Here is a 26,876-nt window from a genome sequence, read left to right as displayed (position 1 = left end):
GGGCATCGCCGCCCGCAGCGCGGCGGCGTCGCGGCGGACCCGGTCGAGCGCCCACCGGTCGAGCGCCGGCGCGAGGCCGGTCGCCTCCGCCACGGCGACGAACCTGGCCGGGGACACCGAACCGCGGCCCGGATGGTGCCAGCGGGCGAGCGCCTCCACGCCGCGTACCCGGCCCGTGGCCAGGTCGATCACGGGCTGGTAGTGCAGGACCAGTTCGTCGCCGACGAGGGCGTCACGCAGGTCGTTGGTCAGCGCCAGCCGGTCGGCGGACTCCGTGGCGAGCGCGGCGTCGAAGAGCTGGACCCGGTTGCGGCCGCGCGCCTTGGCGTCGTACATGGCGGCCTCGGCGAACCGGACCAGGTCCGGCGCCGAGTGCGGCGGGCACACGGCGACGCCGACGGACGCGCGTACGTGCAGCCGCTGCCCGTCCAGCGCGAACGGCTCCGAAAACGCCGTCACGAGCTGGTCGGCCATCTCCATGGCGCGGTCCTGGTCGGTGTCCTCGCAGACCACCACGAACCCGTCGCCGCTGAACCGGGCGACGCTGTCCTCGGCCCGCACGACCACCAGCAGCCGCTCCGCGACCCGCTTGAGCAGCTGGTCGCCGGCCTCGTGGCCCCAGGTGTCGTTGATGAGCTTGAACTGGTCGAGGTCGATCATCATGACGGCGAGCGGCGAGCCGGTCCGCGCGCTGCGGGAGACGGCCCGGTCCAGCCGGTCGGTCAGCAGCGCGCGGTTGGCCAGGCCGGTCAGCTCGTCGCGCAGCGCCCGGCGCTGCAGCTCGCGCTCGGCCCGGCGGGCGCCGGTCACGTCGGCGATCATCGCCAGCGACCCGGCGTGGCCGGTGTCGTCACGCAGCGGACTGGCGCTCACCCGCAGCATCCGCGCCCCGCCGTCGGGGTGCGGATAGTTCACCTCGTACTCCTCGGCGCCCCGCGCGGCGCGGGTGCGTATCCGATCGGCGATCATGCGGGCGTTCGCCGCGCCGACGAGCTCCGGCACCGGCCGCCGGTAGATCTCCTCACGGGGCACACCGAGAATCGCCGCCAGCTTGTCGTTGGCGTACAGGGTGCGCCCGGTCGTGTCCATGGTCCAGATGCCCTCCTGCGCCGTCTCGGCGATGGCCCGGTACCGGGCCTCCGACTCCCGCAGCGCCTGCTCGGCGGCGCGGAGATCGCGGAGGTCGTGCAGGAAGGTGCCGACGCCGTACGGCGTGCCGTCGGCGTCCTTGAGTACCGCGGAGTGGATCAGTACCGGGACAGCCGAGCCGTCCCGCGCCTGCAGGACGCGTTCCCAGGTGGCCGTGTCGACCGTACCGCCCAGCATGGCCGCGATGTGCTTTTCTCCCGCGCCGGTGTCGCTGGGGTGGTGGAACCGGTGCAGCGGGGCGCCCTCGAGCTCCTCGCGCCGCCGGCCGAGCAGCCGGCACAGTGCGTCGTTGACGCTGAGGAAGTGCCCGGACAACGAGATCGAGGCCTGCGGGAGGCCCACCTGGTCGAAGCGGGCCCGGAACATCCGTTCGCTGGCGGCCAGCTCCTCTTTCGCGTGCAGCTCCGCGGTGATGTCCCGGGACAGCGCGCTGACTCCGATGATTGATCCGTCCTCGGCGCGGACCGGCGACAGGCGCACCGCCACGTCGACCACCGAGCCGTCCGTGCGAAGGAACTTCGTGGACAGGATGCCGGGGGACCGGCCGGCCAGTGCCGCGGCCCGCGACGCCTCGACCCGCGCGCGCTCCGCCGGCGGGATCAGCAGCTCGAAGTCCCGGCCGACCAGCTCGTCGGGCTCGTACCCCGTGATGCCCGTGGCCGCCGGATTGACGGTGCGGATGACGCCGTCGGAGTCGATTTCGACGATCGCGTCGTCGGAGTTCTCGACGATGGCGGCGAGGTGACGGGCCTGCCGTTCCAGCAGTCGCCGGGTGGAGACGTCGTAGGAGACGCCGAGGAGCGCGACCACCTGGCCGCTGTCGTCACGGATCGGCGTCGACGTGAGGTAGGCGGTGAATATCCGGCCGTCCTTGTCGCGCAGCTGCCAGTCGCCGTTGAAGGTCTCGCCGTCGCGCACGCGGGCCCACCGGTCGGCCACCGCGGCGCGGCCCGGTGCGGGGATGATGAGATCGCTCAGCTCCCGGCCGACGGCCTGCGCGGCCTCGTACCCGTACAGCTTCTCGGCCGCGGCGTTCCAGTACAGCACCCGTCCGGTGAGGTCGGTGGCGATCATGGCCTGCCCGACCGCGGCCAGGATGCCGTCCCGCAACGAGGTCGGCAGGGAAGCGTTCACCGCGTGCACTCCGATCGTGCCCGGTCTGGCCCGGCAGACGCTGGTCTTTTAGTTCCTGCGGTCCGGGCGAGGATGGCGTCGGCTTAGCAAATCGGTCGATGGACCGGGGCCTTGAGGTATTTCCGGCCGGCCGGTCAGGCCGGGGGATCCGCGGCGTCCGGCCCCGTGAGCGTACGGTGTGCCCCGCCGGCCACCAACGACACGGTCCCGTCCTCGTGGTCCACCTTGAACAGGGTGCCCGGCGGGAACGCCCCGAGCACCTCCGGGGGCAGCTGGACGGTCCCGTCGCCGGCCACCACCGCGAAGTCCTCCCCGTCGCGGCCCTCCGCGCCGACGCGGCCGTCGCGAATGGTCACCGCCCGGCCGAGCCGGGCGCCCACCTCGCCGTCGTGGGTCACCACCACGATCGTGGTACCCAGCTCCCGGTTCACGGTTTCGAGTACTGCGAGCACCTCGTCCCGGCCACGCACGTCCAGCTGCGACGTCGGCTCGTCGACCAGCAGCAGGCCCGGCCCGGCCGCGATGCCGACCGCGAGGGCGGCCCGCTGCCGTGCCCCCGGAGCCAGCTCATCGACCTTGGCACGGCCCATGTCGCCGAGCCCGACCAGGTCGAGGATGCGGTCCGGGTCGTCGAGCCGGATGCCCGAGGTACGCGCGGCCTGCCGCTGCGCCAGCCAGATGTTGCGGTGCAGGCTGGCGTACCCGAGCAGGTTGCGCGCCGCGCCCTGCAGCACCACGCCGATCTCGGTGCCCCGCAGGCGCGAGATCTCGGTGTCGGACAGCTTTCCCATGTCGTAGGTGCCGATGTTCACCCGGCCCGCGGACGGGCGCATCAGACCGGCGAGCAGAGCGACCAGGGTCGACTTGCCGGAGCCGGACGGCCCGACCAGGGCCAGCATCTCTCCCGGGTTGATCGACAGGTCCACGCCGGCCAGGGCGACCACGTCGCCGGCCTGAGCCCGGTAGATGTGCACGACCCGCCGGCAGGCGACCGCCAGTCCCGTCACGTTTCCCTCCCCGCCTCGAACTTCCCGCGCATTCCGTCAGTCCCGGCCGCCGTCGTCGAGCTCGGCCGCCGATATCCGCGCGGCTACCAGCGCGGATCCGAGCAGCACCAGGCCGGCCGCGGCCCAGCCGGCGGCGAGCAGCGGCCACGCCGGCCAGCCGGGGAGCGGAACGGTCTGCGCCCGGTCGGCGAACAGCGGGATCGACCGGCCGGTCAGCAGCCAGGCGGCGCCGGCCGCGAGCGGTCCGAGCAGCAGTGCGGCCAGGACCAGCCCGGTGTACCCGTACCGGTTCGCCGCTGCGAGGGTCGGGCGGGGCACACCCTGTACCCACAGCGCGCGCAGCTGCCCACCGGTCCGCCGGTCGACGGTGGCGACCAGCGCCAGCCCGCCCAGCGCGAGCAGAATCGCGAGCGCTCCGGCGAGCAGGTGGAAGCGCAGCCCGGTGGCCGGACCCTGGCGTTGCAGGTAGCGCACCCGGTCGGCGTCGGTCTTGCTGCCGACGACGGTCAGGCCGGCCTGGCGCAGCTTGTCCACCAGCCCGTCCGGTGCGTCAGCGGCGAGCAGCACCTGCGGCTCGACCGCTGTCCCGGAGTCGCGGGCGGTCCGCTCGGCGTACTCCAGATCGACCAGCACACCGCGGCGGCCGAGCTGCGGCAGGACGGCCAGGGTGCCGGCGGTGCGTACCCGCTGCGGTGTCGCGTCCGGGCCGCCCAGCACGTCGCCGGTGAGCGGACCGGCGGTGACCACGGGCAGCGGGTACACCCCGTAGGTCGGCATGATCCAGGGGTCCGCCTTCAGCCCGCCCAGGCGCAGACTGACCGCGAGCCCGTCCGGCCCCGGCGTCAGCGTCGGGACCGTGGTCGCCGCGCCCGGTGCCGGCGCCCGCCACCGTCCAGGCTGGACCAGCCCGGCGTCGATCGGGGTGGCCGGATCACCCTGGTACAGGCCGTGCAGGACGAGGTCCACGTCGGTGCTGGCCGACAGCGCGACCTCGATACCGACGAGCCGGCAGCCGCCCGGACAGTCCGCGATGGACGCGCTGTACCGGTGCCGGCCGGGCACCAGCACACCGAGGTCGGCCGGCTGCGACGGGCCGCCGGCAACCGGGGCGAGATGGACCACCAGGTGCGGTTGCCGCTCCGCGGGTACGTCGGTCGCGGTCGCCTCCACGCCGATCGACGGGCCGCGTACCAGGATCGGGTCGAACCCACCCTTCGGCCGTAGCCGGTCGGCCGCTTGCGCCGCGGTCAGCGGGCCGAACTCGGGCAGCCAGGTCGTGACGCGTGCCAGGCGGGTCGCGTCGACGGCCAGCGTCGGCGGGTCCCCGTCGTTGACCGCCGGCACAGTGGCCGCCGCCATCGCGTACCGGCCCGTCGGATCGGCCGTGCGTACGGCGCGGAGCAGGTCGGTCCGCGGCAGCGGCAGCACGGTCAGCACCCGCGCCGCGCCCAGCTCCACGGCGGCCCGATCGGCGGTCGCCCGCTGCGCCACGCCGGCGGCGGTGACCGCGAAGCACAGCTGGGCCACGGCGATCACGAGGAGCGCCAGCAGCCGCGCGGCGCCGGCCCGGCGAGCCAGCCGCAGCGCGCCGAGCGCGACCCCGAGCCGGCCCCGCCGCATGGCCCGGCGTCCGATCGCGCCGATCACCGGTCCGGCCAGCCGGGCCGCCAGCAGCGCGACCGCGAGCACGACCAGGCCGGGCGCGAACAGCGCGACGCCGGTCAGCGGGCCGGGATTGGCCCTCAGCTGCACGACGGCGGCCACCGCGAGCGGGTAGAGGACGGCCTCCAGGGCCTGCCCGCGCCAGCCGCCGCCCCGGCTCGGTACCTGGCGCAGCAGTTCGGCGACCGGTGCGGCGAACGGACGGCGCTGGGCGAGCAGGGTGACGCCCACGGCGCCGAGCACCCCGATGGCGGCCCAGCCGAGAGCGTGCCCGGACAGCGTCACCGGGCCGGCGCCCGGCAGCAGCAGCCGGGCCGTCGCCGCGACCACGGCGTACCCGACGAGATAGCCCAGCGGCGCGCCGACCAGCACGGCCAGCGCGCTTTCCCCGAGTACCAGCCACCACCGGCCGGCCCGGCCGGTACCGCGCAGCTTGAGCAGGGCGACCTCGCCGCGGCGGGCGTCGGTGGCGGCGCCCGCCGCCAGCAGCAGCACCATCCAGGCCAGCACCACCAGCGGTATCGCGGCCAGCGGCACCACTTCGCGCACGCCTGCCCGGTCGGCGTCGATGCGGTCGAGCAGGTCGGGGAGGCCGGTGCCCAGCTGGATCTGGTTCTGGCCGCTGCCGATCGGGATCGGGCTCTGCTCGGCGCGCGCCCGCACGGCGGACATCGTGGCCCGGACCGCGGCCAGCCGCGCCGGAGTCAGCGTCGCCGGGTCGAGCAGCGCGTCCACCTTCTGCAGCTCGTTGTGGTGGCGGAGCGCCTCGACCGTCCCGCGGCTGGTGAACACCGGCTCGCCGACCCGGAACGCGTCGTCGCCGCCCTGGGTGGGGTCGAAGTAGTGCTGGTCCGCCCAGTACCGGTCGCTCGGATCGCCGATCTCGAAGATGCCCACGACGGCCAGGGTCGCCGGTGGCCCGGTGGGGGCCGGCCCGTCCCGGGTGACGACGCTCTCGTGCTCCACCACCGGCTGTCCGTTGTGGATGCCGAACCGCGCCGCGGTGGCCCGGCTGAGGACCACCTCGCCGGTGCCCGCCGGACACCGCCCCTCGACCATCCGCAGGTGCGCGCAGACCCCCTCCCGGAAGGTGAGCCGGGTACCGCCGCCACCGGTCGGCCCGTCCAGATAGGCGCCGAACTCCGCGGAGAACACCGGGGTCAGGCCGGGGCCGGACACCAGCTGCGGCCCGACCTTTTCGAACGTGCGGCTGCGTTCCTGCCACAGGTCGATGGTGTCGCGCGCCTGCAGGGTCAGCTCGAACGGCGTGGCGTGGGCGACCTCGTCGGCGATCGTCGACCGGTCGGCCGCGGCGAGGAACACCGGCCCGGCCACGGCCGCCGCCACCGCGGCGACCGTCAGCAGCAACAGCGCCAGCGCCCGGCCGGGTCGGGCCCGCAGCGCGGCGAGGACCAGCGCGATCATCGGCTCACCCGCCGGGCGAGCTGGTATCCGGCGAAGCCGGCTGCCGCGCCGATCAGTACCACGGCGCAACCGACGGCCACCAGCAGCGCGCCCGGCCCCAGCAGCGGAGGCGGCGGCAGTACCCGCCAGTCGTCGCTGAACAGCGGCAGGACGGCTCCGGTGACCAGCCGGTCCACCGGGGCGACCAGCAGTCCGGCGAGCAGCGCCGCACCGGTCAACCAGGCGTACCCGTCGAAGGCGCTCGCACGGGCGGCCCGCGCCGGCAGGCCCTGGTGACGCAGCGCGGTCAGCTCCTCGGCCCGGGGGTCGCGCTCCACCGCCGCGACCAGCACCACGCCGGCCCCGGCCAGGATCACCGCGAGCACCGCACCGAGGAGCTGGAAGCGCAGCGCCGCCACCGGCCCGGATCCCGCGTACCGGGCCGCCCGCCCGCCCACCGTCTCGTCCTCGAGTACGCGCAGCCCGGCGGCGCGCAGCCGGTCCACCACGGCCGCCGGCGTGCCGGCGGCCAGCCACACCTGCGACACCCGGGGACCGTTGCCGTCGTCGACCAGTCGGTCGGCGTAGTCCAGGTCGACCAGCGCGCCCGCCCGACCGAGCCGGGGCAGCACCGGGACCTGCGCGGCGACCCGGACCGGCACCGCGGTGGAGGCGAACAGCCCGACCGCCGGTTCACCGACCAACCCGGCGTCACGGAGCTGTCCGGCGAGCACCACCGGTACCGGCGTCGGCGCGTCGACCAGGAGGATCTGCCCATCCCGACGGACGCCGTCGGTGAACGAGTCGCCGGCCGGTAGCGTGACGTGCAGCCCGCTCGGGTCACTGTGGAGCACCGGGCCCACGGAAACCGGATCGGTGCTCGGACGCCACCGGTCACGGTCGGCGAGGCCGGCGCCGGACAAGCTGTGCAGCACCAGATCCAGGCCCGGGGCCGGCGCGTCCAGGGGCCGACCCGCGACCGCCGCCGCGCCGGTGAGGGCGAAGCCGTCCAGCCGGCAGCCGGGCGGGGTGGCACAGGGCGTACCGGCCGTCTCGTAGTCGTGCCGGCCGACCGCCAGCGGCCCGTAACCGGCCAGCACCCGCCGGCCATCCGGGCCGCTCAGGATCGCGGTCAGATACGTCGACCCGGGACCGAGCGCGTTCACGGTCACGGTGAACCGCAGCCGGTCGGCCACCACCGGGACCGGGGCCGGCGCCGGCGGGTGCAGCAGGGTGGCGAGCCGGTCCGGCACCGACCCGTACCCCGGGCTCCAGGCGGCCACCGCGGCCAGCCGGGTGCTGTCCACCGCGAGCACGGCGGGCACGGCGCTCGTGGCCGTCTGCACCGCGGCCATGGCGTACCGCCCGGACGGATCGGCCTGCCGTACCGCCGAGAGCAGCCTGCCGGTCGCGACCGGCGCGACGGTGAGCACCCGGTCCGCGCCCACCTCCAGGACGGCCCGCTGGTGCCGGGCCGCGGCCGAGGTGCCCCAGGCCAGGGCGGCGTACCCGGCCAGCGTGGACGCGATCGCGACGAGCGCGAACAGCCGGCCCAACCCGGGGCGCCGGGCCAGGTAGGTGCCGGTTAGGGCGGCGCGCAGGCGGCCGCCGCGCAGGCCGGCCCGCGCCACCCGGGCGGCCACCGGCGGGAGCAGCCGCGCGGCCAGCAGCCCGGCCGCGAACGCGACGAGTCCGGGCGCGAGCACCACGAGACCGCTGCCCTGCCCGGCCGAGTGCACCTGGTACACGGCGGCCAGCGCCAGCGCGGCGAGCGCGAGGTCGACCATCTCGGCTCGCAGGATCCGGCGCCGGCCGGGCTTCGGGCGGCGCGGCGTCCGGCGCAGCAGTTCGGCCACGTCGGCGCGGACCGTGCGCCGCTCGGCCATCAGCGCGGCGAGCAGGCCGCCGAGGACCGCGACGGCCGCCGCGCCGGCGGCCAGCGCGACGGCGAGCCGGCGCTGGCCCGGGTCGGCGACGCCACCGGCGAGCGCCCGCGCGAGCAGGTAGCCCAGCAGTACGCCGGGGAGCAGGCCGGCCAGCACGGGCAGCGCGCTCTGCAGGCCGGCCAGCGACCAGATCCGGCGTCGAGGCAGGCCACGCAGCTTGAGCAGGCCGATGTCGGCCCGCCGCGCGGTCGCTTCCGCGGTGACCGCGAGGAACAGGGCGTACCACCCGAACAGCACCAGTTGCCCCGCGCCCAGCGGTACGCCGAGCTGGATCGTCCGCTGGTCGGTCAGGACCCGGTCGACGAGGCGGGGGAGGTCGGTGTCGAGCTGGTACCCGTCGGCCTTGAGCCTGGCCGCCCCGTCGTCGACGGCCCGGCCGATGTCCGCCGCGGTGAGCGCGTTCAGCCCGGCCGGGGTGGCGATGTGGTCGACGGCGTACCTGGCGTCGGCGACCCGGGAAGCGCGCAGGCCGTCCCAGGTGACGAACACCGCGTCCGGGGTTCCCCTGGGCCTGTCGGCCGCGGCGGAGGCGGCCGGCCTGGTCGCGGTCGCCAGCAGGCCGCCCGCGCCCCAGTACGGCGCGGCGGGGTCGCGCGGCTGGTAGAGCCCGCTGACCCGCAGCACCAGCGGGGTGTCGCGGGCGGGCGTGGTGAACCGGACCCGGTCGCCGACCCCGACGCCGAGATCCGCGGCGGTCTGGGTGGATACCAGCGCGTCGTCGGTGCCCGTGGGGCATCCGCCCCGCAGCACCACCTGCGCGCAGACGTCGTCGCGCGCCGCCAGGGGGGACGCGGCGCTGCCGGCCGGTCCGGTGACCACCCCGTCCGCGGTGGCCCCGGTCACCTGGTCGAAGCCGGGAAGTCGGAGGTCGCGGCGGATGTCGGAGCGGTACTGGTCGAACGGCGCCGACCCGTCCGACACCGACAGCGCGCGGGACGCGGTGACCAGCCGCTGCCCGGCCGGTGCGAGCGACACGTCGTGGGCAGCCAGGGATTCGCTCGCGGCGAGCACGAAGAACGGAGCGGCCACCGCCGCTGCGGTCACCAGCGCCGCGATGAGCAGCAGCACAGCGGTCTGGGCGCGCCGCGCCCGAAGGGCGCCGAGGGCCACCGGGACCATGGACATCGACCGGGTCGAGCGGGTCATGCGCCGGCCGGGAGGTCGGCGTACCCGCGGACCAGTTCGGCGCGGCCGTCCACGAGATGCAGCTCGGCGTCGCAGCTGGCGGCCGCCTCGGGGTCGTGGGTGGCCATCACGACGGCGACGCCCCGGGCGGCCTCCTCGTGCAGCAGGTCGATCACCTTCTGCCGGTTCTGCGCGTCCAGCTCACTGGTGATCTCGTCGGCGAGCAGGACGGCGCCGCGCAGGGCCAGCCCCCGGGCGGTCGCCGTGCGCTGCTGCTGTCCGCCGGACAGCTCCTCGACGAGCTGGTCGGCCTGGCCCGCGAGGCCCAGCCGGTCCAGTGCGTCCAGAGTGGTGCGCCGGGCGTCCGTCGGGCTCGCACCCTGCGCGATGAGGGCGACCTGGACGTTCTCGGCGGCGGTCAGGATCGCGGCGAGGCCGTTGCCCTGCGGGATGAACACCACCCGCGCGGCGACGGCGTGGTCCCGGTCGCGCAGCGGCGCGCCGTCCACGGTCACCGTGCCGTGCTCGGGCCGCAACAGCCCGGCCATCGCGCGGAGCAGCGTGGTCTTGCCGGCCCCGGACGGTCCCGTGACGGCCAGGACCCGTCCCGGCTCGACCCGTACCGACACGTCGCGCAGCACCGGCGCGCCGGCGGCGTACCCCGCCGTCAGCCCGTCCACAACGAGGGTCGTCACGATCTCTCGATCCTGATCGCGGCGGGCGGGACATCGATCATGAGTACAAGTCTCACATCGACACGTATATCGGATCACCCCCTCGTTCGGATGATCCTGCGTCGGTCAGCAGGGCGACGGGCGCGGGGGATCAGCGTACGAGTGGGAAGACCGCTCCGGCGGCGACGGCGCCGAGGACCGCGCCGACGACCGTCTGGGCCACGGTGTGGTCGCCGAGCCGCACCCGTGACCACCCCACGAGCGCGACGACGGGCCAGGACAGCAACAGCCAGGGGCCGAACACCAACGCCAGGGTGGTGACGGTGCCGGCCGACACGGCGGTGTGAAAGCTGACCTTCCAGACCACCGTGACCGCCAGCGCCAGCGCCAGACCGGCCAGCATGGCCACCACCAGCGCGACGAGGTCGCGCGGCGCGTGGAACACCGCCATCGCGACGAGCCCGACCACCACGGACGCCCCGGCGAAGAGGATGACCGGCGGGCGGCGCTCCCGGGCACGGACATGGTGGTCGTCGTAGTGACCCTGGCGGATCCCGCGCAGGACGTACAGGAAGGGGACCGCGCTGGCGAAGCCGGCGGTCACCACACCCCAGACCGGGGAGCGGCTGTGCCAGGCGACCGCTATCGAGATGGCCGCGACCAGCACGGCGGGCGACAGGGCCTCGGTCACCAGTCGGGCGACGCGGATGGAGGCGCCGCGCGGTGGCGGGTGTGTCGCGGTCGGAGGCACGCCGCACAGTGGACCACATGTTCTTCGCCCGCGTCGCCCTGGTCCGGCCGGGTGATCGTGGTTTCACCGGGCCGCGGGATCGCTCACACCCCTGACAGATGTCATGGTGCGGACGTGACGAGCGGACGATCGACGGACGGCATCGGCTGGCCAGGATGAGAACATGGTCATCACCGCCGATACCGCGCCCGTCACCCGACCCTCCGACCACCTCGCCGTCGACCTGGACGGGGTGGTCAAGAGCTTCGGGACGGTGACCGCCGTCAACGGCATCACCTTGCAGATCCGTCCCGGCGAAGTCGTCGCGCTGCTCGGCCCCAACGGCGCCGGCAAGACCAGCACCATCGACATGGTGCTCGGCCTGTCGGCGCCGACGGCCGGGCAGGTCCGCGTGTACGGCCGCCGGCCGCGCGACGCGGTCGCGCTGGGCCTCGTCTCCGCGGTCATGCAGACCGGCGGGCTGCTCAAGGACTACACGGTCGAGGAGACCGTCAAGCTGACCGCGACGCTGTTCGGCCGCGGCGGCGGCACGGTCGACGAGGCGCTCGAGCGCGCCGGCATCTCCGACATCCGGCGCCGCCTCGTCGGCAAGTGCTCCGGGGGTCAGCAGCAGCGGCTGCGCTTCGCCATGGCGCTGGTGCCCAACCCGGAACTGCTCATCCTGGACGAGCCGACGACCGGCATGGACGTCGGCGGCCGCCACGACTTCTGGACCGCGATCCGGGAGGACGCCCGATCCGGCCGTACGGTCATCTTCGCCACGCACTATCTGGAAGAGGCCGACGCGTACGCGGACCGGGTGGTGTTCGTCCGGCGCGGCGAGGTCGTCGCCGACGGCACCGCCGCCGAGGTGAAGGCGCTGGCCAGTGGCCGCACGGTGCGGGCCACCCTGCCGGGCGCGGACCAGGCCGCGCTGCGTGCTCTGGCCGGCGTCGACTCCGTGGAGGTCCGCGGCGACACCGTCGTCGTGCACGCCCGCGACGCCGACGCGGTCGCCCGGTACCTGCTGACCCGCACCGACGCCCGCGACCTGGAGATCACCTCGCGCAACCTGGAACAGGCCTTCCTCGCCCTGACCGCAGACGACGCAACCGACAACGGGAGCAGCCGATGACCACCGCCACGCCCGCTCGCACCCTGCCGCCGCTCGGGGGCTTCTCGCCCGCCCTGGTCGGCCTGGAACTGCGTCGCATGCTGCGCAACCGGCGCACGGTCATCTTCACGTTCGTCATGCCGGCCGTGCTGTTGCTGCTGTTCGGCAACAACGCCAAGTACCGCGGCACCGGCGTGGGGGCCGGTAACGTCACCGGCTACATCATGGTCAGTATGGCCGTCTACGGGGCCATGCTCGCGACCACCAGTGGCGGCGCGATGGTCTCCGTGGAGCGTGCCGCCGGCTGGAGCCGACAGCTGCGGCTCACGCCGTTGCGGCCGGTGGCGTACATCGCCGTCAAGCTCGTGCTGGCGATGACGATCGGGCTGGTCTCGGTGATCGTCGCGTTCGCGGTGGGCGGGGCCATCGGCGCGCGGCTACCCGTCCACGCGTGGATCGAGTGCGGTCTGCTGGCCTGGGTCTGCGCGCTTGTCTTCGCGGCCTTCGGCCTGTTCATGGGGTACCTGCTGCCCAGCGAGAACGTCATGCAGATCCTCGGCCCGGTCCTGGGCGTGCTGTCGTTCGCGGGTGGCCTGTTCGTGCCGGTGGACCAGCTCGGCCACGTCTTCGCGACGATCGCGAAGTTCACCCCCGTGTACGGGGTCGGCGAGATCGCCCGCTACCCGCTGAGCCACGACGGTTCGCTGTGGCTGGGCGTACTCAACGTGGCGGTCTGGACCTCCGTGTTCGCCGTCGGCGCGATGTGGCGGTTCCGGCGTGACACCGCCCGGGTCTGAGCGACCGGTACCGTTCCCGCCATGAGCGACGCCAACGCCAGGTGGCCCCGCTACGGGTGGATCTCCGCTGCCGTATGGCTGGTCTTCCTCAACGGGAACCTGACCGCGCTGCTGGCGCGGCCGGACGGGTGGCGACGTGACGTGGGGCTGGCGGCGCTGGCCGCGTTCGCCGTGCTGTACGTCGTCGCGTTCACGCTGCTGCGGCACGTCCGCCACGCGCTGCCCGCGGACCCTGAACCGGGCATGGTGTGGAGGATCTGGCTGGCGCTGGTCACGCTGCTCGTCCTCGCCGTCCTGCAGGTACCGGGAGCCGGACACCACGCCCTGGCCTGCCTGGTCTACGTCGCGCCGATGGCGATCGTCTACCTGCCGCGACGGCAGGCGGTACCGGTGGCGGCGGTGCTGGCTGTCGTCGGCGCGGGCCTGCCCTACCTGGTGCCCGGTTGGAAGGACGGAAGCTACGGGCTCGCGGTGCTGCTCGGCTCGGTGGCCGCCTGGGGTATCCGGCTGGCGATCGAACGGCAGCGCCGCCTCCTGCGGGCGCAGGAGGAGCTCGCGGCCCTCGCCGTGGCGAACGAGCGCGCCCGCATCGCCGCCGACCTGCACGACATCCTCGGCCACTCGCTGACCGTGGTGACGGTCAAGGCGGAGCTCGCGCAGCGACTGCTCGACGTGGATGTCGACAAGGCCCGCGCCGAGCTACGCGACCTGGAGGCGCTGGCCCGCGACGCGCTCTCCGACGTGCGGGCGACGGCCCTGGGGGTACGCGGTGTCTCCCTGCCGGGAGAGATCGCCGCTGCCCGCTCCGCGCTCGCGGCCGCGCACGTCACCGCCGAACTCCCCGGCGCCGCGGACGAGGTGCCCAGCCGGTTGCGGGAGCTGTTCGCCTGGACGATCCGCGAGGCGGTCACGAACGTCGTCCGGCACAGCCGGGCCACCCGCTGCGAGGTCCGGCTCACCGCCGACAGCGTGGAGATCGTCGACGACGGCGTCGGCCCCGACCCCGTCGCCTCCGGCGGCCAGGGCCTGGCCGGGCTGTGCCGGCGCGCCGAGGCGCTCGGCGCCAGCTTGAGCGCCGGCCGGCGCGACGACCAGCCGGGATTCCGGGTACGGGTGGAGGTGCCCTCGTGATTCGACTGCTGCTCGCCGATGACCAGGCCCTGGTACGCGGTGCGATGGCCGCGCTGCTCAACCTGGAGCCGGACCTGACGGTGGTCGCCGAGGTGGGTCGCGGCGACGAGGTGGTCGGCGCGGCCCGTGAGCACGCGGCCGACGTGGCACTGCTCGATGTGGAGATGCCCGGTCTGGACGGGGTGGCAGCCGCGCGGGAACTGAACCGCGAGGTGCCCGGCTGCCGGGTCCTGATGGTCACCACCTTCGGCCGGCCCGGTTACCTGCGGCAGGCGATGGCGGCCGGAGCGAGCGGCTTCGTCGTCAAGGACACGCCGGCCCGGCAACTGGCCGATGCCGTCCGCCGGGTGCACCAGGGGCTGCGGGTGGTCGATCCGGTGCTGGCCGCGCAGTCGCTGGCGCAGGGCGACTCCCCGTTGACCGACCGCGAGACGGACGTACTGCGCTCGGCGCGGGACGGGGGCACGGTCGCCGACATCGCGCGCGCCCTGCACCTGTCGGAAGGGACGGTCCGCAACCATCTGTCGTCGGCGATCGGTAAGACCGGAGCCCGCACCCGGGCCGAAGCGGTGCGGGTCGCCGTCGACAACGGCTGGCTGCTGCGCTGATCCGTCGGCCCGGCAGCCGCGACGTCACTGTTCACCTGCGCGTCGGTCGCCGGCTATGTGCCGGGATGCGAGCGGACAGGCGCGGGTACTTGGTTGTGACGAGATCCCACTCGGCTGTCGTACGACAGCCGACCGGCACCTCGCAACAAGGAGAGCGCATGAAGCGGCGACATCTCGCTGCGCTGGCCTCGTCCGTCGTGGCCGCGACCCTGTCCTTTTCCGCCATCACCACGTCCGCCTCGGCGTCGGCCGACACCGGTTACACCTTCGCCGTCATCGGCGACATCCCTTACGGCGCAACCGCGATCGCCAACTTCCCCAAGGCTGTCGCGCAGATCAACGCCGACCCGGCCGTACAGTGGGTCACCCACCTCGGCGACATCAAGGACGGGTCGAGCGTCTGCAGCGACACCTACTTCCAGCAGATCAGGAGCGACTTCGACCAGTTCGAGGACCCGCTGGTCTACACCGTGGGCGACAACGAGTGGACCGACTGCCACCGCGCCAACAACGGGGGATACAACCCGTTGGAGCGGCTGGCCGAGGTCCGGCAGGTGTTCTTCCCGCAGCCCGGCCGTACCCTGGGCCGGCACAGCGCGCCCGTGCAGTCGCAGGCCGACCTCGGCGTGCCGGAGAACGTGCGTTGGCAGCGGGCCGGCGTCGGCTTCGCCGCCGCCGACGTCGTCGGCAGCAACAACAGCCTCGCGCCGTGGACCGGTAACACCGCGCCGACCCCCGAGCAGACGGCAGAGGTGCTCAGCCGTACGTCGGCGACCATCCAGGAGATCCACGACACCTTCGCCGACGCCCGCCGTGAGCACCAACGGGCCGTGGTACTGATGCTGCAGGCCGACATGTTCGACCCGACGGTGTCCAACCCGACGTTCACCGACTACTACGGCTTCCAGCCGATCGTGGCGGCCATCGCCCGCGAGTCGGCGGCGTACCGTGGGCAGGTCTACCTGTTCAACGGCGACAGCCACGTCTACAACACCGACAACCCGTTGGGTGCCGGTTCGAAGTGGCTGTCCTTCTACGGCATCAGCAAGCCGGTGTCGAACCTGACGCGGGTCACCGTGGACGGTTCCGGCAACGCCAAGGACTACCTGCGGGTCACGGTCAACGGCCCCGGCTCCCAGGTGCTGACCTGGACCAAGGTCCCGTACACGTTCTGAAAGCGACGGTCGCGGCTCCCGTCCCCGAAAACGTGGGGGCGGGAGCCGCTTCGCGCCTACCTGGTGAGGGTGACGGTGGCCGACGCGGTCAGACCACCCGAGGCGACCGTGACGGTGACCGTCCCGGGACGTACCGCGGTCAACCGGCCGCTGGTCAGATCGAGTACGGCCAGGGTCTTCGAGCTCTTGCCGGCCGACTTCACCTCGGACGCCGCGTTCGCGACCACGAGCCCGGAGCCGCCGCTCCAGGTGACGCTGGCGGGGAAGCGCAGCGGGAACTTCAGGCCGAACTCGCTGGTGACGCCCGTCGCGGACACCACGGCCGAGGCGCCCACCGTGAGCCGGTCGGGCGCGGCCAGCTCGATCCCGTCGATCAATGGTCGGCTCTCGGCCTTCAGCCACTCCCGGGTCTCCGGGCTCGGCTGTCCCGGCTTCACGCGGGCGGGTCGCGGATCGACGCCGACGTGCATCCAGCCGAAGAACCCGCCGTGGTCGGGTGAGCTGTACGGGGTCTTGCCCACGGCCGGGGTGCTGACCTCGAGTACGCCGTCGGCGCGCGTGACGGCCGCGGTGTGCGCGTGACCGGTGAACAGCGCGACCGGCTTGCCGGAGCGTTCCCGGAAGTCGGCCAGCCAGCGCTTGAAGAGTCCGGCTTCGAGCTGGTCGGACAGCTGCGAGGCGCCCGCCCCGGACGGGTCCTGTAGCGGGTGGTGGAAGGAGACCACGACGCCGGTGACCGAGGAATCCTTCGTCGCCTTCGCCAGCTCCGACTGCAGCAGCGGAATCTGGTCCCAGTCGGAGGTGCGCATGTCGCCGGTGTGGGAGTCCAGCAGGATGAAGCGGGTGCCCTTGTGGTCGAAGACCTGCCGGTTCGGCCGGCCGGTCCTGGCGAGGAAGGCGTCGAGCCCGCCGGTCGCCGACAGTCCGGCCTCGTGGTTGCCCGGCGTCCAGTAGACGGGTAGGTCGCTCGGGACGTGGTCGCGCAGCAACCCGTTGGCCAGGTCGAAGTCTGCCGGGCTGTTGTTGTCCACGAAGTCGCCGTTGATGAGGATGAAGTCGGGTCTGCTCGCGACCGCCTGGTCCAGGGCGATCGCCGCCTGCCGCCCCGAGAAGGAGTTCAGGCCGGCCGCCGCGCTGACGTGCAGGTCGGACAGGACGGCGAACGTCCACCGGCCGCCCGGAACCCCGCCCTGCTCGACCACGTAGGGATCCGGCTGCGGCGGCTCCGTGACGCCCGGCTGTTGCTGGCCGACCTGTGCGGCCAGCCCGTCGAACTCCACCTGACCGGCGTTCTTGTTCGTCTGTGAGGTTTCGACGACGTAGATGCGCTCCAGCGTGACGGGGTCGGAGAAGCCGGCGGGGAGGTCGCCGACGACGCGCCGCCAACCCGTCCAGTCGACCGCGAGGGCGAAGGTGAACGGCACGTTGGTGGTGCCCTGGGAACGCATCTGCGCGCGCAGCCAGTGCTGCCGGCCGTCACCCTTGACCCACAGCGCGAGCTTCTTCGCCCCGGCGGGCAGGGTGATCGGGGCGGGACCCGCCACCGCGTACGCCGCAGAGGTGCTGGACTGCCCGGTGAAGTCGTACGTCAGGCGCAGGGAGTGGTTGCCCGCGCCGGCTCCCGGGCGGTCCGGGGCCGCGACGAAGTCGACCGACGCGGTGCCCCGCGCCGAGGTCGCGGTCCAGGTCTCGTTCGGTTCGAACTCGGCCAGCGGGACGTCGATCAGGCCGACCAGCACGGGCAGTTTCGCCGTTACCGAGCGGACCGTCGCCGTGATGGTGGTGGCCTTGCCGTCCGCGTTCGTGCCGCCGGCGATGGTGAGGCTGCCGTCGGACTCGGCTCTGACGTCGATCACCGAGTGGTCGTAGTCGAGCGTCACGTCGCGGGGCACCACGGGGGCGTCGAACCCGTCGGCGTCGTACCCGGTCAGCCGTACGCGCGCCGTCGCGCCCGGATCTATCGTGACCACCCGCTCGGTGAAGGCCAGCCGGTGCAGGTCGCCGATGACCCGCAGGTCGTGCTCGCCCGAGGCGGACCCGGAACGGGCGCGTAACCGGCCCGCTCCCGGCTTCCTGGCATGGAAGACGCCGTCGCTCGCCGTACCCAACGAGGCGGGGTCGGCCGTCCAGGTGACCGGGTGCGTGCCGATCGCCGCCGGAGCCCAGGTCTCGTCGTAGCCGGCGGCCGTGACATCCACGGTGAGCCCCGGGACCACCCGGTCGGCCCGGGGGCGCACGTCGAGTCCGCGCAGGGTCCCGGAGCCCTTCCGGGCGAACAGGCCGACGCCGTTGGGTACGGGTCGCTCGTTGCCGTCCGACGGCGTGTTGACGACGCTGACTCCGGTGTCACCGGGGTGCCGCGCCACCAGTTCGGTGGAGCCACCGCCGTCGAGCATGAACGCGTCGGTGGCGCCCAGGCGGACCAGGAGCTTCGCCATGTCGTCGAAGCTCAGGCCCGCGGAGAAGTTGGCCGACCCGTCCACGGCGACCAGGAGCAACCGGTGCCCGCCGTCCAGCCAGGCGATGGCCGTACGGGGCTTGGGCGTGTCGTTTCCGGTGCTGGGTGGGAAGTCGATCGCCGCGCCGTTTCGCACCAGCACCGACCCGCTGCCCAGCGCCGTGCGAAGGGGCGACTTCGCGTCGGTCTGCGGCGCGAAGGACACGGTGACGGCGTCACCGGGCCGGGTGGCCGCGAGCTGGCCGGCCGCGGCGCCCTGGCCGAGGACGATCAGGCCGTTGTCCGGTACGGGCGTCGTGGTGAGCTGGCGGTTGACCGCGGTGACCGTGCCGTCCGCGACGACCAGTTCGGTGTACGGGCCGGGCTCCTGGATGAGCGTGCGGTTGCCCGCGCCCCACAGCGGGGTGAACACGCCGATGCCGCCGGTGGGCACGGTGATGGAGTTGAGGGAGGCGAGCGGCCGCCGCGTGCCGGCCACCGTGACGGTACCGGTGACCACGAGGTCGGCGAGCCGGGCGACCCGGTCGGCGCCGATCGCCGCGACGGTCGACGACTGGCTCGTGGCCTTGCGCAGCTGTCCGTTCTGGATCTCCGGGCCTTCGGCCGCGTAGGTCTCGGTGATGTCGAAGTAGTCACCGTTGACGGCGGCGACGGCGTGCTGCGCGTCGGCCGCCCGCGACAGCGCGCGGGGGTCGCTGATCTTGTCGGCGACGAGGTCCACGCTCACGTACTCGTTGCCCAGGTCGACGTTCAGGACATGGACCCGCAGCCAACCGGTACGGCCGAAGGTGTCGAACGAGGTCAGCACGATTCCCGGTGCCACGGGGTGGTCGACCCGGCCGGCCTCGACGGACTCTCCGGGCACGGCCGTCTGGTACGTCGGGACGACGAAGGTGAGCGGATCCCCGGAAGCCGCGACGGAGCGGCCGAGGGGGTTGGCGCCCGGTCCGGATCCGATCTGCCGGCCGGGGCTGGCGGCTGCGGCGCGGCCGGTCGCGACGAGTCCGGCGGCGGCGACAGCGCCGAAGATGAGCCCGCGACGTGTGACACTCGCGGCCCGAAGGTCATGGTCGTTCATGATCGGCGACGCTATGGCGACCGATTTACGGCGAAATGAACGACAAGGTGAGGCCGGGCGTCCACGCAATGATCTTGTGGAGGCCGCCGTGCCACCGGACGACCGTGCTGGTTCGGGCGGTGGCGGCCAGTTCAGGCGGTGGCGGCCAGGAGGGATTCCCCGAGCGCCGTGCGGGCGTAGAGGACCGAGCGTCCGGTACGGTGTGCGCTGACCATGCCCGCGTCACGCAGGGCGGTCAGGTGCTGGGAGACACCCGCCGCGGAGATGCCGGTGCGCTGCGCGAGCTCGCTCGTGGAGGCCGGCGCCTCCAGCTCCGTGAGCAGGACGGTCCGAGTCCGGCCGAGAACGGCGGCGAGCGCCTCGGTGGGCGCGGTCGACCGGCGCTCCCAGAGCGTGCCGGTGCCGCGGGCGGGGTACGCGAGCTGCGGCGGCTGTGCCGGGCGGGACCAGGTGAACACCTGCACGGCGAAGGCGGACGGGATCATCAGCAGTCCCGGACCGGTGGTCGCCCGCGAGATCCCGCATTGCCTGCGCACCATTCGCAGCGTGTTGTCGTCCCAGCTCAGCTCGGAGTGCAGCTCGTTGAAGAGGTGGCTCGCGCCGTGTTCGGCCACCTGCCTGGCGCGGTGGAACACGTCGGCGTCCAGCACGGCGCGGATTCTGGCCCAGTACGGGGCGAGCGCCAGTTGCCAGTAGGCCTCGATCTCTCCCACGAGCCGGTCCAGCCAGTCCTGCGGATCCGTGTGCAGGGACCGTCCGCGGCGACCGCCGCGGTCGAGGACGTCCAGATCCGCGCGGATCTGATCGGCCGGGGTGGCGCGGATGGCGGCAAGCTCGGTGTCGAGGCTGGGGGCCGGCTCGTCCGGGGGCGGGGTGAGGAAGTCGGCGAGATACCCGTGGGCCGGGATCAGCTCGGCCAACAGCCCGGAGTCGAGCCCGGCGGCGGCGATCCGGGGCCGTACCTGATCCATCCAGCCGCCGTGCACGGGATGTGCCGAGCCGGCCGCGAGGAGCCGGTAGGTGGCGATGACCTCCCACATCGGTGAGACCGCGAACCGGGTCAGGGCCAGGTCGTCGGCTGTGAAGGCCAGTTCGGACAGCACGGTCGCTCCATGGATTCAGCCTGGGCTTAATCAATGGTCACGAGCGTACCCGAGATCCACGATTCCGGTCATGATCTCCACCTTCAGCGGGCTGCCCCGTGCGGCCTGGATCATCTTCGCCGGCACCATGGTGAATCGTCTCGGCTACGTGGTCACCCCGTTCCTGGTCTTCTACCTGGGATCGCGCGGCGTCCCCACCGCACAGGTCTCGTACGTCCTGGGCGCCCTGGGGGTGGGCACCCTGATCGGTCCGGCGCTCGGCGGCCTGCTCGCCGACCGGATCGGCCGGCGTTCCACGATGCTGATCGGGTTGATCGGAACGGCGCTCGCACAGGGCCTGCTGTTCGCCGCGCCGAACGTGGCCACGATGGCGGTCGCGGCCATACTCCTGAACGGGGCGGGCTCGATGGTCGGCCCGGCCGCCGGCGCCCTGATGGGCGACACGGTGCCGGCCGATTCGCAGCGTACGGCCTTCTCCCTGCTCCACTGGGCGGTCAACATCGGCACGGCGGTGGCCGGGATGCTCGGCGGATTCCTGGCGGTCCACGGCTACTGGCTCCTGTTCACAGTGGACGCGGTGACCTCGCTGGCGTACGCGCTCATCGTGGCCGCGCTGCTGCCGGGCGGCCGTGGCCGTGGCGTCCGGGCCGCCGACTCCCGGGGCGGGTCGGGTTACGGGGTGGTTCTCCGGGATCCCCTGATGCGGGTGCTCCTCCCGCTGTTCGGCATCGCGCTGACGATCTACTCGCTCACCGAGGTCTGCCTGCCGCTGGCCATCCGCGACCACGGCTTGTCCACCACCACGTACGGCCTCATGGCCACGCTCAACGCCGTTCTGGTGGTGGTGCTGCAACCGGTCGCCACGAACGTCCTGGCCCGGTTCCGCCAGATCCCGGTGTACGTGGGCGGCAGCGCGATCACGGCGGTCGGCATCGCGCTGACCGGGGTGGCCCACGGCGCCTGGTCATTCGGCGCGACCGTCGTGGTCTGGTCGGTCGGCGAGGCGATGACCGCCGGCATCCACGGCGCGATCGTCGCGAGCCTCGCCCCGACGTACGCCCGCGGCCGCTATCAGGGCAGCTTCCAGTGGACCTGGGGCCTCGCCCGGTTCGCCGCCCTGGCGGTGGGCGCCACGGTGTACGCCGACGCCGGCCCCGCCGTGGTCTGGTGGTTCAGCGCCATCGCCGGCGTCGTCGCCGCCCTCGCGGTCGGGGCACTGGCCCCCACGATCGAACGTCGCACCGGCGCTCCCGAGCCGGCGGCCACGCCCGAACCCGCCGCCGCGCTCTGCTAGCAAGGCGGGTGGCCTACCCTTGCCCCCATGTCCGCGCTGTCCCTCGCGCCGCTGCGCTTCTCGCCGGAGGAGATCGCCGAGGTGGTCGACCTCTACGCGAGCAACCCGCAGTACTGGCGCGCCGCCGGCGAGTACGACCCCGAGCACATCCGCTGCGACCAGGTCGAAGCCGACCTACGCGAGGAAGCCGGCACGGCCGGCGCTGAGGTGCTGCTCGCCCGTGACGCGCAGGCGCGGCTCGTCGGGCTGCTGTGCCTGCTCGACCGTCACCCCGGCGACGGCCTACCGTGGATCGGACTGCTGATGGTCCATGGCAGCCTGCACGGCAAGGGGGTCGGCCGGCTGCTGGCCGGCATGGTCGAGGAGCGGTTCCGCAATGACGCCCGGGAGGGTATACGGCTGGCGGTGCTGGCGAGCAACCCGTCGGCCCTGGGCTTCTGGAGCCGCCTGGGTTGGCGGGAGATCGGGCGCCGCGCCGACAACCAGCACGGCCGCCCGTGCATCGTCATGCACAAGGAACTGACGGCGCCGGGCTTCACGCGGGCGGTGGCCGTGTGCGCATTGCCCGGTGGCCCGACTGCCGGAGCGAAAAACGTCCCTACTGGTTGAGGGTGCTGCCGGGCCCCATCACTATCCGTGGCCCGGCGGCCGGGTCCATCCAGCCCAGCAGCCACCGCAGGCTGCTCTCGTCGACGGCCACGCAGCCGGCGGTCGCCCCGCCGTTGGCCAGGTGCACGAAGAACGCGCTGCCCGCGTTCGGGGTGTGGCTGGGGTTGATGTTGATCCAGAGCGCCAACTGGTACACCGGGATGTGCAACTGCTCGGCAGACTTCCACCTGCCGTTGGCCGGGGCGGTCTGCCAGGTGTCGTAGTAGGCCGACGTCGGGTCGTCGACCCACACCGAATCGGTGGTCGCCGTCCGCCAGGCCATCCTGGTGCCCGGGTTGGCCCAGCCGAACGCCAGCGGCAGGGCGAACACCCCGATCGGGGTGGACGGCACGCCCTCCCGGTGGCTCCAACTGAAGCCGGACGAACCGATCCTGGCTGACACCGGCCCCAGCACCCGGTGCCAGCCGCCGCCGGTGGTGCGCTGAAAGGCCGAGAGCTTGGCATAGGAGGTGCCCGTCGAAGCGGCCTCGACCACGACAGCCTGCCGGCTTGCGGCGGGAACCTTGGTCATCAGCCACTTCGGACCCTCGTTGAGCACAGCGGGTGGGATCGGCGCTCTGGTCGCCTTGACCGTCGGAGCCGTCGAGCGTGACGGCGATGGGGACGGTGACGGCGACGGCGCGGGAGACGCCGTCGCGGAGGGGGATGGCGACGGGGACGGCGTGCCCGCCAGCACCGTCTGCAGTGGAGCGCCGGAGGAGGCGGCGCGCGCGATCGGACCGGCCGTGTCCGCGAAGCGGAGTCCACCCGAGGAGCCGCCCTCGGCCAGCACCAAGCCGACCAGCCAGACCACGGTGAATACCTTCCGCATGGCCGGGAAGCCTAGCTAAGGATTTCCGCCAAATGAACGGTGCGATTCAATTCATCATTAGCTGTTTCTCGGCACCGAAATAGATATCTGTCGACGAAAAATTTCGGCGGGTTTTCGGCGGCCCATCCAACATCTGCGTCTTTGCCCGGTCCGGCCCGACGTGCATCGCCGCAGCTAGTGGCGATTGAGCGCGGCGCGCCCGGGGGGAAGCGTCCGCTGGCGCACGCGCCGCGGCCGCGGTGGGTGCTGGTCGATACGGGTGCCTTGGTGCAATGCGCGAAATTGCGGATGTCGGCGTCAAGGGGTTAAACCGGCAGGAACTCGGTCCGAGCCGGGTCTGCGGACGGCGGCCGGCGGGACGCTCGTACGGCGAGCGGGCGACCGGGTAGGCGGGCACGGTCGCCGATAGGCGGATGGTGGCCGCTCACGGCCGCGTACCCCGCACCACCACGCTTCGTGAACCCGGTGGCCGGCTGTCGGCCGCCCCGGCGTGCGCTCCTCGCACGAATCCCGATCGACCCTTGCTAGTAACTCCCGTTGTTGCTATACATCGTTTTCAATCAATTAACTTTGTTTACAGTCGGCGGTCACCGACCGGTACGCAGGGCGATCGACGCGCCCTCCGCACCGCCCGGGGTGGACCACCGACCGGACAGTCGCGTCATCACCCCGCCCAGCGACACGGGTGGCACCCGCGGCTGGCGATCACCGGAGGGAGCGCTGTGCAGCACCGAAAACTCATTTCCCTGGCCGCGACGGCCACCGTCGCCCTGGGCGCCGCCACGTTCGCCGTCGCGCAGGCGCGCTCGGCCAGCGCCGCGGTACTCGGCACCAACTGGTACGCGTCCGCGCCGTATCTGATGCCGCTGGACAACAATCCGCCCGACCCGGTCCAGGTCATGAACGCCACCGGCCAGAAAACGTTCCAGCTGGCGTTCATCCTCTCCGGCGGTGGCTGCAGCCCCGCCTGGGACGGTACCGGCAGCGTGGCCGGCGATACCGCGGTCGCCGCGGTCGTCAACAACATCCGTCGCAACGGCGGTGACGTCAGTGTCTCCATCGGCGGCTACAACGGCACCAAACTCGGCCAGGCCTGCGGCGACGCCGCCGCTACCGCGAACGCGTACCAGCAGGTCGTCAACAAGTACAGCCTGAAGGCGATCGACTTCGACCTCGAGGAGCCGGAGTACGAGAACTCCGCAGCGGTCGCCAACGAGCTGGGCGCGGCGCAGATCCTGCAGCGCAACAACCCCGGCCTCTACATCTCCGTCACCACGGCCGGCACCAGCGCCGGTACCGGCTGGTTCGGTCAGCAGCTGCTCAACGAGGCGAAGTCGCTCGGCTTCACCCCGAACAACTACTCGATCATGCCGTTCGACGGGGGATTCAACGGCGCCTCGGCCCAGATCGGCGCGCTGGAGGCCTTCCACTCGCTGCTGATGAGCACGTTCGGCTGGGACAGCGCCACCGCGTACGCCCACGAAGGCGTGTCCATGATGAACGGGCGCAGTGACAGCGCCGAGTACTTCTACCAACGGGACTTCCAGACGGTGCTGGATTACGCCACGGGTCACGGCCTGGCCCGGTACACCTTCTGGTCGGTCAACCGCGACCGCCAGTGCAACCCACCGGACAACCAGCAGACCTCCGGCACGTGCAGCAGCGTGGCCCAGAACGACTGGGACTTCACGAGGTACACCGCCCGGTTCGCCGGCGCCACCCCGCCCCAGCCGCCGCCGGCGACGACGCCTCCGACCACGCCGCCGCCCACCACGGCGCCGCCCACCACGCCGCCGCCGGGCGGTGGCACCACCGACACCTGGCAGCCCAACCACCTCTACCACGTCGGCGATGTCGTCGCCTACAACGGCCGCACCTACAAGTGCCTACAGACCCACACCTCACTACCCGGCTGGGAACCCCCCAACGTCCCCGCCCTCTGGCAACCCACCAGCTGACCGCGGCGACTCCGCGCCGTCGGCGGCACGCCAGCGGCTCGCCCGCGATCGGCAGCGAAGCACGCTCGCGGACGTGGCCCGAACGACTCCGAGAGGAGCGACAGTGAAAGCGATCAGCATGCGCAGCGCCGTCATCGGCACCGTCGCCAGCCTCACCGCCGCAGTGGGGGTGGTGGGAATCGGCGCGGCGATGGCGAGGACCACGGCCGCCGCGGGCACCTCCGGTGGCGTCAAGATCGCCTACTACGACCAGTGGAGCATCTACCAGAGCGGGTTCTACCCGAAGCATCTCGACACCATGGGGATGGCCGGCAAGCTCGACATCCTCAACTACGACTTCGAAAACATCGATCCGGTCAACCTGACGTGTTTCGAGGCGACCAAGGCCGCGGACTCCAGCGAAGCCGGCGAGCAGAACCCCAACGCCGGCGACGGCGCCGAGGACGCGTTCGCCGACATGGAGAAGTCGTACGCCGCCGGCGACAGCGTCGACGGGGTCGGCGACGTGTGGGGACAGAAGGTCGCCGGCAACTTCAACCAGCTCATGAAGCTGAAGAAGAAGTACCCGAACCTGAAGATCCTGGTGTCGATCGGCGGCTGGACCTACTCGAAGTACTTCTCGGACGCGGCCCAGCCGGCCAACCGCGCCAGGTTCGTCAGCTCGTGCATCGACATGTTCATCAGGGGCAACCTGCCGGTCGTCGACGGGTACGGCGGCCCCGGCTCGATCGCGGGCCTGTTCGACGGCGTCGACATCGACTGGGAGTATCCGGGCGGCGGCGGTCACCTCGGCAACCACTCCAGCCCCTCGGACAAGCAGAACTTCACCGGCCTGCTGGCCGAGTTCCGCAGCCAGCTCGACGCGCTGGGCGGCAAGCACTACCTGCTGACGGCGGCGCTCCCGTCCGGCCAGGACAAGATCAAGAACGTCGAGACGGACAGGATCGGCCAGTACCTGGACTACGGCAACGTCATGACGTACGACATGCACGGGGGGTTCTGGGAGCCGACCGTCACCAACCACCAGTCGCCGTTGTACAGCCCGGCCAACGACCCGATGGCGCCGGTGCCACCGGGCAACCGGAAGTACAACGTGGACACCGCGATCACCGCCTACAATCAGGGCCTTTCCGGCTACGGCATCCCTGGCGGGTTCCCGGCCGGCAAGACGACCGTCGGCTTCGAGTTCTACTACCGGGGCTGGACCGGGGTGCAGGCGGGCAACAGCCACGGCGAGTACCAGTCCGCCACCGGCCCCTCAGCGCCGTACCCGCTGTCGGGCAACGTCCACGGCGTGGCGATGTACAAAGAGATCCAGGCCACGATCGACAATCCCGGCTACACCTTCTGGGACCCCGATGCCCAGGCCGCGTACTACTACGACGGCACGAACTTCTGGAGCGGTGAGTCGGCCCGGTCGATCCAGGCCAAGTCGGACTACCTGCACTGCAAGGGCCTGGCCGGCGGCATGATGTTCTCGTTGTACGACTTCGCGCCGGGCAGCACTCCCACGCTGTTCAACGACGCGGTCAACGACATCAACGGCGGTAGCGCCGCATGTCCCACGCCGCCCCCGCCGGGCACCGCGTCCCCGACTCCTCCGCCGACCACGGCGCCCCCGACGTCGCCGCCACCCACCACGCCGCCGCCCGGCGGTGGCACCACCGACACCTGGCAGCCCAACCACCTCTACCACGTCGGTGACGTCGTCGCCTACAACGGCCGCACCTACAAGTGCCTACAGGCGCACACCTCACTACCCGGCTGGGAACCTCCCAACGTCCCCGCCCTCTGGCAACCCACCACCTGACCGAAGCGGCACGACACCTCGAACAGCTCTGCTCATCCG

General features: G+C 72.6%; 18 protein-coding genes. 9 read left to right on the top strand and 9 right to left on the bottom strand.

What is annotated here, in order from left to right:
• From HC031_RS20455 to HC031_RS20430, 6 genes are all read right to left on the bottom strand, one after another.
• Positions 1 to 2,283: PAS domain S-box protein (locus tag HC031_RS20455; protein WP_167926971.1), on the bottom strand; the 2,283-nt coding region annotated here is incomplete at its 3' end.
• A 134-nt stretch (positions 2,284 to 2,417) separates the two neighbouring features.
• Positions 2,418 to 3,290 carry an ATP-binding cassette domain-containing protein gene (locus HC031_RS20450; RefSeq protein ID WP_167926970.1) on the bottom strand — a complete coding sequence of 291 codons (873 nt, stop codon included), beginning with the start codon at positions 3,288 to 3,290 and terminating at the stop codon, positions 2,418 to 2,420.
• 36 nt (positions 3,291 to 3,326) lie between these two features.
• The gene (locus tag HC031_RS20445) at positions 3,327 to 6,377 is read right to left on the bottom strand and encodes an ABC transporter permease (protein ID WP_167926969.1); all 3,051 of its coding nucleotides are present in this window, start codon (positions 6,375 to 6,377) and stop codon (positions 3,327 to 3,329) included.
• Positions 6,374 to 9,448, bottom strand: coding sequence for an FtsX-like permease family protein (locus HC031_RS33980; RefSeq protein WP_167926968.1), 3,075 nt, complete (start codon positions 9,446 to 9,448; stop codon positions 6,374 to 6,376). Before HC031_RS33980 ends, HC031_RS20445 begins: the two co-directional genes overlap by 4 nt.
• Positions 9,445 to 10,122, bottom strand: a complete 678-nt coding sequence (locus HC031_RS20435) for an ATP-binding cassette domain-containing protein (RefSeq protein ID WP_167926967.1) — start codon at positions 10,120 to 10,122, stop codon at positions 9,445 to 9,447. The genes HC031_RS33980 and HC031_RS20435 overlap by 4 nt, the downstream gene beginning before the upstream one ends.
• Positions 10,123 to 10,252: 130 nt before the next feature.
• Entirely contained in the window at positions 10,253 to 10,852 is a 600-nt protein-coding gene (locus HC031_RS20430) for a phosphatase PAP2 family protein (protein ID WP_338090757.1), read from the bottom strand.
• Positions 10,853 to 11,015: 163 nt separating this feature from the next.
• Between HC031_RS20430 and HC031_RS20425 the strand changes: the two genes are divergently transcribed.
• From HC031_RS20425 to HC031_RS20405, 5 genes are all read left to right on the top strand, one after another.
• The gene (locus tag HC031_RS20425) at positions 11,016 to 11,966 is read left to right on the top strand and encodes an ABC transporter ATP-binding protein (RefSeq protein WP_167926966.1); all 951 of its coding nucleotides are present in this window, start codon (positions 11,016 to 11,018) and stop codon (positions 11,964 to 11,966) included.
• On the top strand, positions 11,963 to 12,742 hold the full coding sequence (locus HC031_RS20420; protein ID WP_167926965.1) for an ABC transporter permease: 780 nt from the start codon (positions 11,963 to 11,965) through the stop codon (positions 12,740 to 12,742). The genes HC031_RS20425 and HC031_RS20420 overlap by 4 nt, the downstream gene beginning before the upstream one ends.
• Positions 12,743 to 12,763: 21 nt before the next feature.
• Positions 12,764 to 13,873, top strand: coding sequence for a sensor histidine kinase (locus HC031_RS20415; protein WP_167926964.1), 1,110 nt, complete (start codon positions 12,764 to 12,766; stop codon positions 13,871 to 13,873).
• Entirely contained in the window at positions 13,870 to 14,481 is a 612-nt protein-coding gene (locus HC031_RS20410; protein ID WP_167926963.1) for a response regulator, read from the top strand. The genes HC031_RS20415 and HC031_RS20410 overlap by 4 nt, the downstream gene beginning before the upstream one ends.
• Before the next feature lie 158 nt (positions 14,482 to 14,639).
• A complete protein-coding gene (locus HC031_RS20405; protein WP_167926962.1) occupies positions 14,640 to 15,656 on the top strand; it encodes a metallophosphoesterase family protein in 1,017 nt (338 codons plus the stop codon).
• Positions 15,657 to 15,712: 56 nt separating this feature from the next.
• On the opposite strand, the gene HC031_RS20400 is transcribed toward HC031_RS20405, so the two are convergent.
• Positions 15,713 to 19,192 carry a phosphodiester glycosidase family protein gene (locus tag HC031_RS20400; RefSeq protein ID WP_167926961.1) on the bottom strand — a complete coding sequence of 1,160 codons (3,480 nt, stop codon included), beginning with the start codon at positions 19,190 to 19,192 and terminating at the stop codon, positions 15,713 to 15,715.
• Positions 19,193 to 19,323: 131 nt separating this feature from the next.
• Positions 19,324 to 20,295, bottom strand: a complete 972-nt coding sequence (locus HC031_RS20395) for a helix-turn-helix domain-containing protein (RefSeq protein ID WP_338090756.1) — start codon at positions 20,293 to 20,295, stop codon at positions 19,324 to 19,326.
• Between the two features lie 70 nt (positions 20,296 to 20,365).
• Between HC031_RS20395 and HC031_RS20390 the strand changes: the two genes are divergently transcribed.
• Both HC031_RS20390 and HC031_RS20385 read left to right on the top strand, forming a co-directional pair.
• Positions 20,366 to 21,589, top strand: a complete 1,224-nt coding sequence (locus HC031_RS20390) for an MFS transporter (RefSeq protein WP_167926960.1) — start codon at positions 20,366 to 20,368, stop codon at positions 21,587 to 21,589.
• Between the two features lie 27 nt (positions 21,590 to 21,616).
• Positions 21,617 to 22,198 (top strand): GNAT family N-acetyltransferase, encoded by a 582-nt coding sequence (locus HC031_RS20385; protein ID WP_167926959.1) that lies wholly within the window; start codon positions 21,617 to 21,619, stop codon positions 22,196 to 22,198.
• Here HC031_RS20385 and HC031_RS20380 read toward each other — a convergent pair.
• Positions 22,188 to 23,069, bottom strand: coding sequence for a L,D-transpeptidase family protein (locus HC031_RS20380; protein ID WP_167926958.1), 882 nt, complete (start codon positions 23,067 to 23,069; stop codon positions 22,188 to 22,190). The two genes, HC031_RS20385 and HC031_RS20380, sit on opposite strands and share 11 nt — an antisense overlap.
• 722 nt (positions 23,070 to 23,791) lie before the next feature.
• On the opposite strand from HC031_RS20380, the gene HC031_RS20375 reads away from it, so the two are divergent.
• On the top strand, positions 23,792 to 25,027 hold the full coding sequence (locus HC031_RS20375; RefSeq protein WP_338090755.1) for a carbohydrate-binding protein: 1,236 nt from the start codon (positions 23,792 to 23,794) through the stop codon (positions 25,025 to 25,027).
• A 103-nt stretch (positions 25,028 to 25,130) separates the two neighbouring features.
• On the top strand, positions 25,131 to 26,837 hold the full coding sequence (locus HC031_RS20370; RefSeq protein WP_338090754.1) for a glycosyl hydrolase family 18 protein: 1,707 nt from the start codon (positions 25,131 to 25,133) through the stop codon (positions 26,835 to 26,837).
• The last annotated feature ends 39 nt before the right edge of the window (positions 26,838 to 26,876 follow it).

This window comes from Planosporangium thailandense, assembly GCF_011947195.1.
Taxonomy (GTDB): domain Bacteria; phylum Actinomycetota; class Actinomycetes; order Mycobacteriales; family Micromonosporaceae; genus Planosporangium; species Planosporangium thailandense.
This window is presented reverse-complemented; position numbering and strand designations above follow the sequence as displayed.